General features: G+C 76.4%; 1 protein-coding gene and 1 pseudogene. Both read left to right on the plus strand.

Translation table 11 applies throughout. The features are described from left to right. Positions 1 to 720, plus strand: a 720-nt coding sequence (locus AC1DP0_RS22280; protein WP_478088826.1) for a hypothetical protein, incomplete at its 5' end; no start/stop codon positions are given. After that, a pseudogene (locus AC1DP0_RS22285) lies at positions 717 to 919 on the plus strand (hypothetical protein); the annotation flags it as partial. The gene AC1DP0_RS22280 and the pseudogene AC1DP0_RS22285, both read left to right, overlap by 4 nt.

The following is a 919-nucleotide window of genomic DNA, read 5'->3' on the forward strand; positions in this document are numbered from 1 at the left end:
CTCCTGCACACTCGGCGGGTGCAGGAGCGGGGTGCCCGGCGGCCGCTCGTGGGCCTGGAGGCCGTCGGCCTGCTCGTCGTCGTCGCCCTGGCCGGGCTCCTGGCCACCGGGCAGCCCGCCGTGTCGCCGCGCCTCGTCACCGAGGAGGCGCCGAGCGTCATCGACGACCGCCCGGTCGCCGACCTGCAGCAGACTCTGGCCCTGCGGCCGAACCGTCCGGGGGCGAGTGTGGCGCTCATCGACGTCCTCGACACGCGGCGTCCCGCTCCCGGTCCCGTCACCGGTGTGTCCCTGACGGTCCGTGGCGTCCGGTCGGGCGACGCCAGAGCGACGACGTCCGGCGCGACCACCGTGGCGGCGACCGCGGTGACGCCGTCCCGATGGTCGGCGCCGCTCGTCCTCCCGTCGAGCGGACCGGTCGACCTCGACGTCGTCGTGCACCGACGGGGCGTCGACGACGTCCACAGCACCGTGCGCTGGGTCGTGGGCCAGAGCAGCTCCGACCCCGCGACAGTCGTCTCCCGGGCCCCGGTGTCCGACCTGCTCGCGTGGACCTCGGTCGTGCTCGCCGTCGTCGCCGCGCTGGGAGCCGTCCTGCTGCGGCGGAGACGGCACGCACGAACGGCACTGCCGCGAGGACGTATGCCTCGGGCTCGCGAGGCGGACGATCCTGCGCCCCAGGACCGCGCGGTCGCCACGCACACCGGTTCCCGCCGGTGATCAGGACGCGCGCCGCGGCGGCCTCCCTCGCCGCGGCCGCGGTCCTGCTCGGCACCGGATCGGCAGCCATGGCCGGCGACCGGCCCGTCGCGCCGACACCGACACCGACGCCGTTGCTGTCACCGTGGGCCCAGGGGGGTGCCACACCGTCCTCGAGCGACGGCGGCACCGCACCGGCCGGATCGACGCCATCGTCGGG

The sequence above is a fragment of the Terrabacter sp. P5_B1 genome (genome assembly GCF_056400505.1).